This is a genomic window from [Bacillus] enclensis (genome assembly GCF_001456935.1).
GTDB classification, from domain to species: Bacteria; Bacillota; Bacilli; order Bacillales; family Bacillaceae_B; genus Rossellomorea; species Rossellomorea enclensis.
Window position 1 is genome coordinate 56,644 of the sequence record NZ_KQ758482.1, and the last position, 13,701, is coordinate 70,344.

At 46.6% G+C, this 13,701-nt stretch carries 12 protein-coding genes and 1 riboswitch; of the genes, 5 read left to right on the forward strand and 7 right to left on the reverse strand.

Features of this window, described 5'->3' with window-relative positions; translation table 11 throughout:
- The first annotated feature begins 48 nt into the window (after positions 1-48).
- From AS034_RS00300 to AS034_RS00310, 3 genes are all read left to right on the forward strand, one after another.
- On the forward strand, positions 49-1,056 hold the full coding sequence (locus tag AS034_RS00300; RefSeq protein ID WP_058297015.1) for a FecCD family ABC transporter permease: 1,008 nt from the start codon (positions 49-51) through the stop codon (positions 1,054-1,056).
- Positions 1,056-2,063: a FecCD family ABC transporter permease gene (locus AS034_RS00305; protein ID WP_058297016.1), complete on the forward strand. Its 1,008-nt coding sequence runs from the start codon at positions 1,056-1,058 to the stop codon at positions 2,061-2,063. The genes AS034_RS00300 and AS034_RS00305 overlap by 1 nt, the downstream gene beginning before the upstream one ends.
- Before the next feature lie 149 nt (positions 2,064-2,212).
- Positions 2,213-3,526, forward strand: a complete 1,314-nt coding sequence (locus AS034_RS00310) for a short-chain fatty acid transporter (protein WP_058297017.1) — start codon at positions 2,213-2,215, stop codon at positions 3,524-3,526.
- Between the two features lie 223 nt (positions 3,527-3,749).
- Here the strand turns inward: AS034_RS00310 and AS034_RS00315 are convergent, their stop codons facing one another.
- Both AS034_RS00315 and AS034_RS00320 read right to left on the reverse strand, forming a co-directional pair.
- Positions 3,750-4,733 (reverse strand): bile acid:sodium symporter family protein, encoded by a 984-nt coding sequence (locus AS034_RS00315; RefSeq protein ID WP_058297018.1) that lies wholly within the window; start codon positions 4,731-4,733, stop codon positions 3,750-3,752.
- Positions 4,730-6,127: an FAD-binding oxidoreductase gene (locus AS034_RS00320; protein WP_058297019.1), complete on the reverse strand. Its 1,398-nt coding sequence runs from the start codon at positions 6,125-6,127 to the stop codon at positions 4,730-4,732. Before AS034_RS00320 ends, AS034_RS00315 begins: the two co-directional genes overlap by 4 nt.
- Positions 6,128-6,294: 167 nt before the next feature.
- Between AS034_RS00320 and AS034_RS00325 the strand changes: the two genes are divergently transcribed.
- Entirely contained in the window at positions 6,295-6,558 is a 264-nt protein-coding gene (locus AS034_RS00325) for a hypothetical protein (protein ID WP_058297020.1), read from the forward strand.
- A gap of 43 nt (positions 6,559-6,601) precedes the next feature.
- Here the strand turns inward: AS034_RS00325 and AS034_RS00330 are convergent, their stop codons facing one another.
- The 5 genes from AS034_RS00330 to AS034_RS00350 form a co-directional block, all read right to left on the reverse strand.
- Positions 6,602-7,567 carry an alpha/beta hydrolase gene (locus AS034_RS00330; RefSeq protein WP_058297021.1) on the reverse strand — a complete coding sequence of 322 codons (966 nt, stop codon included), beginning with the start codon at positions 7,565-7,567 and terminating at the stop codon, positions 6,602-6,604.
- A gap of 290 nt (positions 7,568-7,857) precedes the next feature.
- Positions 7,858-9,246 (reverse strand): bifunctional metallophosphatase/5'-nucleotidase, encoded by a 1,389-nt coding sequence (locus AS034_RS00335; protein WP_058297022.1) that lies wholly within the window; start codon positions 9,244-9,246, stop codon positions 7,858-7,860.
- Between the two features lie 135 nt (positions 9,247-9,381).
- A complete protein-coding gene (locus AS034_RS00340; protein WP_058297023.1) occupies positions 9,382-10,014 on the reverse strand; it encodes a class F sortase in 633 nt (210 codons plus the stop codon).
- A complete protein-coding gene (locus AS034_RS00345; RefSeq protein ID WP_058297024.1) occupies positions 10,014-10,808 on the reverse strand; it encodes a DUF4397 domain-containing protein in 795 nt (264 codons plus the stop codon). Before AS034_RS00345 ends, AS034_RS00340 begins: the two co-directional genes overlap by 1 nt.
- A 258-nt stretch (positions 10,809-11,066) precedes the next feature.
- The gene (locus AS034_RS00350; protein WP_058297025.1) at positions 11,067-12,596 is read right to left on the reverse strand and encodes a flotillin family protein; all 1,530 of its coding nucleotides are present in this window, start codon (positions 12,594-12,596) and stop codon (positions 11,067-11,069) included.
- A gap of 181 nt (positions 12,597-12,777) precedes the next feature.
- A riboswitch (cobalamin riboswitch) is annotated at positions 12,778-12,973 on the forward strand.
- A 147-nt stretch (positions 12,974-13,120) separates the two neighbouring features.
- Here AS034_RS00350 and AS034_RS00355 point away from each other — a divergent pair.
- Complete coding sequence (locus tag AS034_RS00355; RefSeq protein WP_058298043.1) at positions 13,121-13,594, forward strand: acyl-CoA thioesterase; 474 nt, start codon at positions 13,121-13,123, stop codon at positions 13,592-13,594.
- The last annotated feature ends 107 nt before the right edge of the window (positions 13,595-13,701 follow it).

Sequence of the window (13,701 nt, forward strand, 5' to 3'; positions counted from 1 at the left end):
ACAAGGATTCCTCTTCCTTTATACTCCAAAAAGAAATGATGATGAATAATGACCACTTCTAATCAGCGATATATTCCATTTATCACAAAATTAATAGTTTCATTGGTGATTTTTTCCGCCTGCTTTCTCATTTCGGTGGTTTTCGGTGCAGCAGATACAACGATAAAAGATGTGTGGTCCGCCCTCTTTTCTATGGATGAGAATGAAAAAACAGCCATGCTTCAGGAAATCCGGTTTCCCCGTGCAGTGGCTGCCATCTTTGTCGGTGCAGCCCTTTCAGTTTCAGGTGCCATCATGCAGGGAATGACCCGTAATCCGCTTGCAGACCCGGGCCTCTTGGGACTGACAGCCGGGGCGAATGCCGCGCTGGCCGTCACCCTTGCCTTCATGCCTTCTGTTCATTCATTCGGGATCATGATCGCCTGCTTTATCGGTGCCGGGGCCGGAGCCCTTATGGTGTTCGGGATCAGTTCTTTGAAAAGAGGCGGCTTCTCCCCCCTTCGGATTGTATTGGCAGGAGCAGCCGTTTCTGCATTCTTATTCGCAATAGCTGAAGGTACCGGCCTGTTCTTCAAGCTTTCAAAAGATGTATCGATGTGGACGGCAGGAGGATTGATCGGGACTACATGGGGACAGCTGCAGATGATTGGACCGTTCATAGCTGCAGGAATCATCCTTTCGATTATTCTGTCGAGGCAGCTTACCATTCTCAGCCTGAATGAAGAAGTTGCCGTGGGATTGGGACAGCGGACCGCTTTTATTAAAACGATCCTATTTATCGTCATAATTTTATTGGTGGGGGCGGCTGTTGCACTTGTGGGGAATATGGTGTTCATCGGACTGATGGTCCCTCACATCGTACGCGTGATCACCGGTACGGATTACCGGTTCATCATACCTGTCTCCACCCTGCTTGGGGCATCATTCCTGCTGCTGGCAGATACGCTTGGGCGCACCATTCATGCCCCTTATGAAACCCCTGTAGCGGCGATCGTTGCGATAATGGGACTGCCTTTCTTCCTGTTCATCGTCCATAAAGGAGGGAAAGGTTTCTGATGATACATCCTGACTTAATCAAAAAACAAAGACTGCTCCTTATGATGCTTTCTGTCCTGATCCTTCTAACGGCCTTTATCGGTATCGGATTGGGTTATTCATCTGTATCGTATGACCGTCTGCTCCCCACCCTGTTTGGATATGGAAGCTTCAAAGAAGAATTCATCCTGTTTTCAATCAGGCTGCCAAGGATCATCATTACCATCCTGGCGGGTATGGCGCTGGCCTTATCCGGTTCGATCCTGCAGGGAATCACCCGTAACGACCTGGCAGACCCGGGCATCATCGGCATCAATTCAGGAGCGGGAGTATCGATTGCCGTATTCTTTCTGTTCTTCCCGATCGACGCCGCCTCCTTTGCCTATCTGCTGCCGATCGTTGCTTTCGTGGGAGCCCTGCTCACAGCATGCTTGATCTACTTGTTTTCTTACAGTAAACGAAATGGCATCCAGCCTGTGCGCCTTGTGCTGGTCGGGGTCGGTTTCTCGATGGCTTTCTCAGGACTGATGATCATCCTGATTTCAGCCGCTGAGCGTCAGAAAGTGGACTTCATTGCCAAGTGGCTTGCAGGAAGCATCTGGGGTACCGACTGGCCGTTCATTTGGGCAATCGTCCCTTGGCTTGTCGTTCTGATCCCGCTGACACTTTATAAGTCTCAGATGTTGAATCTTCTGGGTCTGAGTGAACCTGTCTCAATCGGAGTCGGGATCTCGGTTAACCGGGAACGTTTCCTTATGCTGATTGTAGCCGTGGCATTGGCCGCTTCTGCAGTATCGGTTACAGGAGGGATTGCTTTTATCGGCTTGATGGCTCCTCATATGGCAAAAGCTCTGGTCGGCCCCCGCAGCCAGATGTTCATCCCCGTTGCCATTCTCCTTGGCGGCTGGCTCTTGATGCTTGCCGATACCATCGGCAGGAACATCCTGGAGCCGGACGGTATCCCTGCCGGCATCATGATTGCATTGATAGGGGCGCCTTATTTTATGTATTTGTTGTTGAAGAAATAGAATGATTGTTTGTAAGACGTTTCCGCTGGCCTTCGTGCCAGCGTTTTTTATTTCATGCAACTATTTCCCACACCTTGTTCAACAAATGTGGACATGAAAACATAGCTGCACAAATATATTAGTAACAACACCTGAAAGGAGTTGTTATGATGTTATCTTCGATTGCAGACCGAGTTTCAAGGGTTGTACAGCGTTACCTGCCAGATGCCTTTGTCATTGCAGTCCTCCTTACTTTATTTGTTTTCATAGCCGGGTTTGTGATGAATCCCCAGGAACCGATTACACTTTTCAAATCATTCGGGGACGGTTTTTGGGTATATCTTGCTTTCACTATGCAGATGGTCCTCTTGTTATTAACGGGAATGGTCCTGGCAGCTGTCCCTGTAGTCAAAAGGGGGCTTGAATCAATCGCCAGCCTGGCCAATACTCCCGCCAAAGCTTATGTACTCACATTTGTGGTCTCTGCTTTGGCTTATTATATTAACTGGGGGCTTGCCGTTGTCGTGGGAGCGATTTTCGTCAGGGAAGTGGGAAAACGGAACCAGCAGGCACATTTCCCTTTGTTAGTCGCCGCAGCCTACTCTCCAACCGTTCTTTACACTGCGGGCTTATCAAGTTCAATCGGATTGACCGTCGCAACCAAAGACCATTTCCTGGCAGACGTAATGGGAATCATACCTACTTCACAAACCATCTTTCATCCTTCCACCCTTATCATTTTTGCCGTTTTATTCATTACCATGCCAATCGTCATTTGTCTGATGGCACCAAAAAATAATATAAAACCTTACCAAGTAAAAGAAGTCACTTCTAAAAGTGAAGCGACTTTGCAAAAAGCTGATACACCAGCCCTGAAGTTGGAGCAAACCCCGATATTGGGCATTGTCACCGGTGCGGTCGGTTTGATTTATGTAATCAATGAATTCATCAATGGAAAAGACTTAGACCTTAATATTATAAATCTGTTATTTCTTTCACTCGGTCTCATCATGCATCGTTCTCTCGGAAATTATGGAAATGCATTTAAGGAAGCAGTGGGTTCCACTTCGCCGATTATTTTGCAGTTTCCTTTCTATGCGGGCATCATTGCCATGCTGACGAGTTCTGGCCTGGGTCAGGCAATCATTGACGCGATGGCTTCGGTTGCCAATAAAGAAACATTTGATGTATTTACCTATTGGTCGGCAGGTATAGTGAATATCCTGGCTCCATCGGGCGGCGGACAATGGGCGCTGCAGGGACCGCTCCAGGTTCCGGCCGGCGTGAAGCTGGGAGTGGACCCGGCAACGATCGCCATGGCTGTAGGATGGGGAGACGCATGGACAAATCTTATACAACCATTCTGGGCATTGCCTATCCTTAGCATCGTAGGCCTTCATATTAGACATATCATGGGCTATTGCTTCTTACTAGCGATATGGGTAGGTGCAGTTACCACTATTCTATTATTCTTCTTGTATTAGGCTCTTTTCGCATACTTTGTTGCTTTACTCACAAGAAAATACCGGAACTTGGGTATTTTCGGCTTGTCCGTCCGTCGGTTGTTGAAGTTTGAGTTCGAAAAGAGCACGTCCACAAGCACTATTCAGGCAACAGGACTATTTACGAAAAGCAACAATCTTTTAGAAAACAGCCTTATATTAAACAGGAAGCGGCACCCGGGGATTAGTCCAGGTGCCGCTTTTTTTATCTGAAAGACGCTTGCGGTTCATGACCTTCATCCGTCATTTGAGTTTCTTCCTCGTTTACTGTCTTCTTACTCCAGTAGGTAGCAATGATCGGCCCGGAGATGTTGTGCCAGACGGCAGCGATGACACTGGGAAGTGCTGCGAGCGGTCCGAAATGGGCTGTCGCAAGCGCCACTCCCAGACCTGAATTCTGCATCCCCACTTCGATTGAAATGGCCCGGCGCTTGCTTTCATCCAATTTCATCATGACCCCGGTCCCATATCCAAGTGCCAACCCAAGGATATTATGAAGAATCACTGCTGAGAATACCAGCATTCCCGAAGTGGCGATATTCCCGACATTTGCCGAAACAACAGCCGATACAATGATGATGATCGCTGCCACCGAAATCAACGGGATGACATTCAGGCTTTTTTCCACCGTACCCGGGAAAACCTTTTTGAGTACCAGTCCAAGCGTAATCGGAATGATGATGACCTGCACGATTGAAAGGAACATCGCATAGGGATCAACCGGAAGCCACTGCCCTGCCAGTGCCAATAAAATAAGCGGGGTGGCAAGCGGCGCCAGCAATGTGGAGAGCGATGTCATCGCAACCGACAAGGCCAGATTTCCTTTCGCCAGATACACCATGACATTGGACGCTGTCCCGCCAGGCACCGATCCCAGCAGCACCAGGCCGGCTGCCAGTTCATTCGGCAGACCCATCACATACGCGATCGCGAAAGCACCGAGCGGCATGATGATGAACTGGGCAAGTACCCCGGTGATGACTGGAAGCGGTTTTTGAAGGACCAGTTTGAAATCAACCGGCTTCAAGGTCAGTCCCATGCCGAACATGACAACTCCGAGAAGGATCGTGATATAGCTGCCCAATGGTAAAAAGGGCTCCGGGATTAAATATGCGACTGCCGCGACAAGGATGACCCAGACGGCGAAGTACTTTCCTGCAAGATTGCTGATGGTTTCCAGTAGTTTCATTCTTCTTCCCCCTTCGCTTTCCGGATCAATTTATTTGGGTTCAGGAGTCCAGATGGATCAAGGGCATCCTTTATGTTTTTCATCACCTGAAGCGCCCCTCCGTGTTCCCTTTCCTGGTATTTCATTTTACCGGCCCCGACCCCGTGTTCACCGGTGCAGGTACCGTTTCTCTCAAGGGCATATTCCACAATCTGTTCATTGAACACTTCAGCTTTTTGAACTTCTTCCCTATCGGTTAAATCGAGCATCACTAGTGCATGATAATTGCCGTCTCCGACATGCCCAAGAATGCCTCCGGTCAGTTTCAGCTCATCCAGTTTTTGACGTGCAGCCCTGATGGCGCCGGATAATTCCGAGATGGGCACACATACATCGGTGACCATCATTTTCTTACCGGGATTCCCGTGGATATAGGCATAGGCAAGGTTATGCCTTGCATCCCACAATTTATTCCTGGCTGCCTGGTCTTCCTCGAAATGGATTGCCTCGCATCCATGATCTGAAACGATTTCCTCCATGAATGCCACATCCTGTTTCAGCCCTGCTTCGTTTCCATGAAACTCGAGAAACAAGGTCGGCTTCTCTATGTAATCTGTATCGCTGAACAAGTTCACCTGCTTCATTGATGCATCATCGACAAGCTCCACCCTGGCAACGGGTATCCCGGCCTGAAGAATCGATACAACCGCTTCAACTGCATCATCAATATGAGGGAAAAATGCCCTTGCAGCAAGAATATGTTCAGGTATTCCATATACTCTCAATGTCAACTCCGTAAAGCATCCAAGCGTTCCTTCAGACCCGACGAATAAATGGTTCAGGTTATATCCTGATGATGATTTCTGTGCAAGATTCCCCGTATGGATGATCTCCCCGGAAGCAAGCACCACTTCCAGATTTCTGACCTGATCTCTCATCACACCATATTTCACCGATGTGGTCCCGCTCGCATTCGTTGCAGCCATTCCCCCAAGTGTTGCATCCGCACCGGGATCGACTGAGAAAAACAACCCGTATTTCTTTAATTCTTTGTTAAGCTGCGACCTGGTCACCCCAGGCTGCACCCTGACAAGGAAATCCTTTTCCCTTATTTCTAGGATTTTGTTCATTTGCGAAAAATCAATGCTGATTCCTTTTTCATAAGGAATGACGTGCCCCTCCAGGCTTGTCCCCAATCCAAAGGGTATAATGGGAGTATTATAAGCCCCTGCCAATTTGACAATTTTGCTTACTTCTTCAGCATTCTCCGGGAATACGACAATATCAGGAGAGAACGGATGGTGATAGGATTCATCCTTTCCGTGTTGTTCCAATACAGTTGCATTTGTAGTCACTTGATGACTTTTAAGGGCTTCTCTCAATTCATGAAGCAGTCCTTTCTCTTTAACGGTCATCCGTTTCTCCTCCTTTGGCAAAATGTATAATGTATGCAATTATACATAATAATCTGAATTTTTCAATAGAACTGAAGTCATTTTTATATTTTTTAAATCAGGAACGTTTAGGTAAAAACATAAAGGGAAACAAGACATTAATTCATTTTTAAAAGGAGGAACCAAAGTTGAATACAATAAAGATTGAACTGGAGTACTCCCCTGATTCGCTGTCTGCAGATGAAGCAAAAGATCAAATAAAGAAATCACTGGAAGATTCCGGATTGAAGGTTGTTTCTTTCGATGCTGGAGGGGATACGGATTCTTCTGTTAATAAAATGCATTCTTCCCTGCCGAACCAGCCTGACTTCGCCGAGCCGGATGTAAATTCCTCGGGTGCCGGCGGAATGGTATCACCTGACTCGAGCGGGTACCCGAATAAAGATAAATAGGAAAAGGACAAGGGGTTCGTGCCCTTGTCCTTTTTCTCCCATATTATTGTTTCATCGCTTCTTCGATGAAACCATTCAGCCGGCGCTTGTATTCTTCTCCCTCATCTAAAAAGCCCTGCGTATGGCCTACTCCCGGGATGATCCACAGCTCTCTCATGCCTGCTGCATTCTCATAAAGGCGCTGGGCCATTTCCGAAGGCACTAGTTCATCTTTATCACCATGGATGATAAAGAGCGGCAGGTCATCCTTCTTTTTCTTCACTTGATTCAACGCTGATGCTTCATCGAATGAGTATCCTGCCTTGCTTTCTGTGACCTTGCTCGTGATGTCAATCAGCGGGAAAGACGGGAGATTGTAAAGATGCTTCAGCTGATGAGCCATTTCTTCCTCTACAGATGTGTACCCGCTGTCTGCAATGATTCCCTTCACTTGATCCGGAAGATCTTCACCGCTGGTCATCAGTACGGTCGAGGCTCCCATTGAAAAGCCGTGAAGGAAAATGGCCTTTTCATTCTTCTCTTCTATGAGATAGTCAATCCATTTTCGCATATCATTCCTGTCATCCCACCCCATGCCTATATAATCCCCTTCACTCTTTCCATGGCCGCGGGCGTCAGGCTTCAATATATCGTATCCTTTATCATAATAATACCTTGTCACTTCCGGAAGCTGTTCGTTACTCCCTTTATAGCCGTGGGCCAATATCACCGTCTTGCCGATCGGGGCATCATTTTTCAAGTAAACGGCACTAAGGGTAAGACCATCATCACTTTCTATTTCAACTTCTTCAAAATCCTGACTTTCTGTCCAGCTTGTGAGCTCCTGAAGCCGCTCCTGTTCTTCTTCAAGTGCACTGACAGCTTTGACTGCTTCCTCAGTACCATATAACTTGATTGCTTCATCACTCCGGTTGATAGCGAGGTTATAAAAATAACTCGCAGCACCGAAAAGTACAATCATCGTAATGACGATCAGCCAACAAACAGTATAGCCGATGCGTTTTATCATATTGGATTCTCCTTCAATGCTAAAATGATATACTCTATAAGTTCATACCCCCGGCTTTTTCGCTGAAAACCTGTCAGTTTGAGGAAATAAGAAAAGCGCCCCAGGACTTTGGACGCTTTTCATGGCCATATCATTTTTTCTCTAATTCTTTTACCCTTTTATCTAGTTTTCCTGCAATCGATAATGCACTGATTGCAACCCCAAGCGAACCAACTGCAATGGAAAAAGCGAATATCAAAAAGGTTTCCACTAGGACACTCCTCCTTTCTTCATTCATTGTGCAATTTCATTTATACTTTCATATCCACATTCTCTTTCCAGCGACTGATACCGGACTTCGTGAGGAATTCATTTTTTTCGGCATAAATCCGGATGACATCCTTGATTTCTTCTGCTAAGTATTTTTCGCCGCGATTGTTTGCAAGTGCCGGGTAACCGGACCCCCGCTGGAGATAATCAGAAGAAGCAACACTGTACCACTTTTCATCATTCAGAGATTCGCCTCCGATGAAGATTTCCTGGATACTTTTCCCATCATGTATAACCTCCGCCCCCGACACATGCAGCCTGCCGACAAATCTGCCTCTGAATCCTGGTCCTTTGCCGTCATGCAGGCATATACCGGCATCAAGTGATTGTCCTATAGCCTCCTTCAAGTCTTTTCCCTGGACCTCGAAAGAAGTCGGATTCAAAGGAGAAGGGCAGACCTCAATCAATTTCTTATTCGATACATAACCGAAGAGCCCCGCATTCACAATCCCGCTGTTCATCAGGCCGATATCGCAATCAAGCATATCCCTGACACCGTCTGCAATTAAATTAGTAAGTGGGTTTTCTTCCAGAACATCATGCCAAAGAGGGGTTTCAATCGTGTACAGCGGCTCGCTCAATACCTCTATCGCTTTTTCTTTATTTCTCTTTAGAATAGAAAGCACCCCTTCATCCCTGTGTGCATCTTTCGTCGCTAAATTTTGCGAATGCAAGAGGTCCACACCGCGATCGCTGACTTCAATTTCTATGACTCCGATATACTCCCCATAGCAGCCCGCACTATTCATGATTGTTCCGTTCACCACTTTTGCCTGAGGATAAAGTTTATGATCGTGGGCGGATAATATGATGTCTACACCCTCCAATTCCGTCACAAGCTCATCATCCGCAAACGTCCCCAGGTGATTGAAGAGTATGCACAGGTCATAGTTCCCCGCATGCTTCGCCACTTCAGCTTTAATCGCATTATTATAGTTGGTCATATGTACACCCAATCCATCACTGAACACGTCCATGTCAGGTGATGATCCTGTGATGAGGATGCGTAAACCTTTCTTCTCGAGAAGGGTGCTGGATACTACGCCATCGATCTTTGTCCGGCAGCTTTTCAAGAGATTATTACTGATGAAAGGTACCGGGCTGTTCGACGCCATATGTTCAAGTGTGTCGATTCCGTTGAACATCTCATTATTCCCGATTGTCAACGCATCATAACCGGCATAATCCAGGAGCTCAAGTGCAGCCATCCCCCTTGTCCCCTGCAGTTCGATGCTTTTAAAATCTGCGAAGTCCCCTCCATCGAGGATCAATGTATTGTCGTCCTTGAACTGCTTGATCAGTGATACAGCCTTAGAGAAAGCTTCAAAATGACTGTGCAGATCATTTGTATGAATGATTTTCAGTTTCATAATTACCTCCGTCTACATCTTTTTTCCAGAAAACTCCCTACTCTAATAGTAATTGAAATAACGAAGGTGTAAAGGATTATTTTGGAAAAAATACAAAAAGAGCTCCCTCCCAAGCGGACCTTGGAACAAAGCTCTTTATGATTCATTCTGCTGTTCGGCGAGTTCTGTGTAGACGACAAGTCTTTCAACATAATTGTGGATATCCCGGTCAAAATAACCGGTGCATGTAATAAGATTGAGCATCCTTTTATCGCTTGGCCCGAAGATTTTCCTGAGCGGCGCGTCATCTTTTTGATAGGCGATTTTGTCTTTTACCACAAATGTGAGATGCTTTCCATCTTCATCATAAAGATGGATTTCATCGCCTTTTTCCAATTCCTTCAATTTGAAGAAGACAGCCGGTGCTTTTTCATTATCCACGTGACCAGCCAACACGGCGTTCCCTGCTTCGCCGGGCTGTACACCCGGTTCAAACCACGCCACATCTTTCCCGTTTTCAGGCAGTTCCATATTCCCATTTTCATCGAGACCGAAATCTTTCACCGGTGCTTCGAGGTCAATGGCAGGGATGGAAAGTGAGGATGGTGTAATGCCTGATTGCTCATGGGCGGGGGCATTCGTCCCTTTATTGCCGGCCGCAATTACGGCCTGCTGGACTGGTTGTTCGGCATATACTTCTGTTTCTTTAGTTCCTTTTGACAGTTGAGGCTCTTTGGCAGAACAAGCTGCCAGAAGAGCCGTCAAAAGGATGAATAATAGAGGTTTCATTATTTTACAAGTTTCCTGCGTGCAGCGAATACCAGCGCAGCTCCGCCCAATACTGCAGAGGCAAGGACGATCGGAAGCGCAGTAGAAGAAGATTCTTCAGCAGTTCCTCCCATTCCTGTTTCAGGCATGCTTCCAGGCATCAGGGTGTAGTCTTTCAATAAAAGGACTTCCAAAGAATCAGCTGTATTGATGGCAAATACGCTGTATACCGTATTTTCTTCCAGCATGGTTCCAGACAGGTCCAGTACCTGTTCTCCCTCAGGCGTTCTGATTTCAAGGTCATACGTACCTGGATCAAGTTCCTTGTAATCTGTAATGGCTTTGAACTCAGCCCCGCTGAATAATGCGTCCCCGCCGATCGGTCCCACATCAACTGCAGGTGCATCTGGTGAAAGGTGACCGACACGAACTTTCGTCATTCCTTCAGTGACTTTCATTGAGTCCTGTGCAACAACGAGTTCCAGGTTATCTACTGTGTTGGCAGCAGCAACTGTGTAAGCCATTCCTTCTTCAACAGTAAGGGACTGGGAAATGACTGGATCTTCGCTGCCCATTGTTCCGGCCGCATAGATCTCTACCTTATGTTCCCCTGCAGGCAGGTTCATGTATTCTGTCGCAGCTTTGAACTCGGCTCCTTCAACGACTGCTTTACCGTCCACATAAACATCTACAGCAGGTGCATCTGGTGAAGCATGGATGATGCGCACCATCGCATCATTCCCGGCAGCAAACGCGCCTCCAGTAAATGTCAGCATGAGAATGGCAGTCACAAAAATCGAGAAAATTTTCTTCATTCATTTCACTCCTTCTGTTTTGTTCAAGTTTTGTATTAAACTTGTAAATATAATGTACAATCATTAAACAGAATGTACAACTATTAAACTGCCAATTCAGCACATTCGGGAGCATGTGCTCGAAGAACCCTTTAGTATCAAGGGTTTAACAAAATAACGTTGCTGCTTAAATGATGACATTCACTTTACACATTTAAAGGTGAGGCATTTTTTTGTAATGAAAAAAGCCCCTCTTCAAATTGAAGAGAGACTCTTTTCTTACTTCACTTCCTGTGATTCTTTTTCCTGATTTTGCACTTCTTCCCTGTCTTCTTCATCCGTGTTCTGTGATGCTGCGCTCTCTTTTTCCCCTGTTTGGGAAATGACGGGCTGGTATGGTCTTTCAGGTTTTCTGTCTGCATACGAACGGAGTAATTGACCCACATCGATCCCGGTCATTTCCTTCAAAGGTTCCTGCATATCGAGCATTGTTTTCGTGATGCTCCTGCCGAATGACGGGACACCCTGCCCGTTTCCGGAATCAATGATTTTAACAGAATCGATGTTGTTCAACGGCTGTGCAATCTTCTCTGCAAAGACTGGCAGCATTTCGATCAGTTTTTCCGTTATGATGACGTCACCGTGTTTTTCCATTGCTTCAGCAAGCAGTTTACGTGATTCTGCTTCTGCTTTACCGCGCTGTCTGATGACATCTGCTTCGGCAGATCCTTCTTCACGGCGGATCTTCGCTTTCGCTTCCCCGTCGATTTCCGCTTTGCGGGCTTCAGCTTCCGCTTTACGGGTCGTTTCATAATATTCGGCGTCCGCTTTAGTCTGGCGGACTTTAGATTCTTCCGCTTCAAGTTTGACCGCTCGCTCGCGCTCAAGGAACTGAAGCGTCAATTCTTCTTCTTTTACCTCTTTGGAAAGCTTTGCTTTTTCCAGCTCATAGGATTGTTCTGATTTCGCGCGGGCACGTTCTGTTTCTTCTTTGAATGCCGCATCCTTGATGTCTTTTTCCTTCTTGGATTCAGCAATGGAGATTTGTCGCTTATACTCTTCTTCCTTCGCTTCCTGATCCGTCTGGGCACGGTGAATACGTGTTTCTCGCTCAGTATTGGCCTCGGCAATCTCAGCCTGCTTGCGGACCTCCGCAATACGAGGGCGTCCCAGGTTCTTCAAGTATCCATTTTCTTCATCAGCATCACGGATATCCGTCAAACCGAGGGAAGTAATTTTGAAGCCCATAAGATCCAGCTGTTTCTGCGCGATCTCCGAGACGTCGGCGTTAAACTTCTCCCGGTTGCTGTTGATATCCTCAACGGTCATTTTTGATAAAATGGCACGAAGATTACTTCCTAATACCTCAATGATTTCATCTTCGATCTCTTTTTGATTTTTGCCAAGGAACTGCTCCGCATAGTTGGCAATCCCGTTCAACGTATCTGCCACTTTGACCATTGCGACCGCATCCGCCACGATCGGCACCCCGCCGTTCGTGTACACACGCGGAGTCGACAATTTCAATTGGAAAGATGTCAGATTGACAGGCGTACTTGTCTGGAACCGTCTCAGACGATATCCTCCACCCCTGATGATCTTCATAGAACGCCCTTCCTGATCGGTGAAAATATTTGTTTCTTTTTCAGGATCCCCGAGTTTCGGTCCTGTGATGATCAATGCCTGATTTGACTTGGCCGTGCGGTAGCGGAATCGCATCCAGAAATAATACCCGATCCCCACAATGGCCGCTACGATCAATACCGGAATAAGGAACATCATAATACCAATGACAGTCAATGAACCCATTCTTACCTACCCCCTGTTTATTTTTCTGCGGAAGATACCGCGTTTTAATAGGTTATATGACTATCTACGGGGCAGCTGCCCTGAAGGTTTCATAAAAATGGGAATTTATTAAATTCCTTCAATTTATCGACAGAATCAGAGATTCCGGTATGTCGAATATGATAGAATAATAGCGTTCACAATTTCATTATTGCCCGTTGGTGAAGGGGATGAGAGTCCATTCTCTTCTTAAAAGGGAAGCTGGTGGAAATCCAGCGCGGTCCCGCCACTGTAAAGCTGAGATTTCTTATATAGGACCACTGTTTCTTTTCGAAGCGGGAAGGGATAAGAAATCGGCGAAGCTGAGCCAGGAGACCTGCCAATCGGGAAGAACACATAGTTCCTACGGGAGATAGGAGGGTGTTGCGCCAGATGGAACGACATACAAGATCTCATTGGATCATGATCGTCCGATTGGAATAGCTGCATCTTCTTATAATGGGAGATGCATTTTTTAATTCAAAACGGACAGGGAGTTGAAAATGATGGAACAAGCTTATCCAGTTGATCATTCACGTACGATCCAGACAAAATTGGTATTGCCGCCTGATACGAACCATATGCAGACCATCTTCGGCGGAAAGGTATTGGCATTTATCGATGAAATCGCTGCGCTGTCAGCCATGAAGCATTCGAGCTCGGCCGTGGTCACGGCTTCGATCGATTCGGTCGATTTCCTTTCGTCCGCAACCGTCGGGGACGCACTCAGCCTCGAGGCGATTGTGACTTCCACCGGAAGGACTTCGATGGAGGTATATGTAAAAGTCTTCTCTGCGAATCTATTGACCGGTATCAAAACCTTGACGACAGAGTCATTCCTCACCATGGTCGCGGTGGATGAAGACGGGAAACCGAAGCCGGTGCCGAAAGTGATCCCGGAAACGGAAGAGGAAATAAGATTGTTCACCACCGCTGTTCTGAGAAAGGAACATCGGAAGAATCGGGCGTTGATTAAATAAGTAAGAGGGCTGGGGTAATTAAAACAAAATAAAATATCCATTTAGGGTTATTAGGAGTTTGTTTTCCGCAAGTTAGCCGTGAGCCGCATTTGGTTAACCTGCGGTAT

Coding starts and splice junctions, on each gene's coding strand:
- AS034_RS00320 (WP_058297019.1), bottom strand. CDS start 6,127: ATGACCGTTAAAGAGAAAGGACTGCTTCATGAATTGAGAGAAGCCCTT.
- AS034_RS00350 (WP_058297025.1), bottom strand. CDS start 12,596: ATGGGTTCATTGACTGTCATTGGTATTATGATGTTCCTTATTCCGGTA.
- AS034_RS00315 (WP_058297018.1), bottom strand. CDS start 4,733: ATGAAACTACTGGAAACCATCAGCAATCTTGCAGGAAAGTACTTCGCC.
- AS034_RS00355 (WP_058298043.1), top strand. CDS start 13,121: ATGGAACAAGCTTATCCAGTTGATCATTCACGTACGATCCAGACAAAA.
- AS034_RS00340 (WP_058297023.1), bottom strand. CDS start 10,014: ATGAAACCTCTATTATTCATCCTTTTGACGGCTCTTCTGGCAGCTTGT.
- AS034_RS00310 (WP_058297017.1), top strand. CDS start 2,213: ATGTTATCTTCGATTGCAGACCGAGTTTCAAGGGTTGTACAGCGTTAC.
- AS034_RS00330 (WP_058297021.1), bottom strand. CDS start 7,567: ATGATAAAACGCATCGGCTATACTGTTTGTTGGCTGATCGTCATTACG.
- AS034_RS00345 (WP_058297024.1), bottom strand. CDS start 10,808: ATGAAGAAAATTTTCTCGATTTTTGTGACTGCCATTCTCATGCTGACA.
- AS034_RS00300 (WP_058297015.1), top strand. CDS start 49: ATGACCACTTCTAATCAGCGATATATTCCATTTATCACAAAATTAATA.
- AS034_RS00305 (WP_058297016.1), top strand. CDS start 1,056: ATGATACATCCTGACTTAATCAAAAAACAAAGACTGCTCCTTATGATG.
- AS034_RS00335 (WP_058297022.1), bottom strand. CDS start 9,246: ATGAAACTGAAAATCATTCATACAAATGATCTGCACAGTCATTTTGAA.